A 331-nucleotide genomic window follows, 5' to 3' on the forward strand; every position below is an offset into this window, starting at 1 on the left:
GTGCTCGACGCGCTTGCTCTCGTCCGGATGACGATGCGCGATATCGCAATGCGCCGCCGCCACATAAGCCAGCGCGCGCGACGCTTCGGTGAGACCGCGCATGGTCGCGAGCATACGGCGCACGTCCGGATGCTGAATGATCGCGACCGGCTGCTTCGCGGAGCCATCCACGGGACGGCTTTGCACGCGATCTTTCGCATACGCCACCGCCTTCTGATACGCACGATCCGAAATGCCGACGCCCTGCATGCCGACAGCAAAACGCGCCGCGTTCATCATGATGAACATGTACTCGAGGCCGCGATTCTCTTCGCCGATCAGATGGCCGATT

At 62.5% G+C, this 331-nt stretch carries 1 protein-coding gene; it reads right to left on the reverse strand.

Annotated features, from left to right (window positions below):
• Positions 1 to 331, reverse strand: a 331-nt coding sequence (locus tag PQR54_RS38915; protein WP_408255466.1) for an acyl-CoA dehydrogenase family protein, incomplete at both ends; no start/stop codon positions are given.

Source organism: Paraburkholderia phytofirmans (genome assembly GCF_046028095.1).
GTDB classification, from domain to species: Bacteria; Pseudomonadota; Gammaproteobacteria; order Burkholderiales; family Burkholderiaceae; genus Paraburkholderia; species Paraburkholderia phytofirmans_A.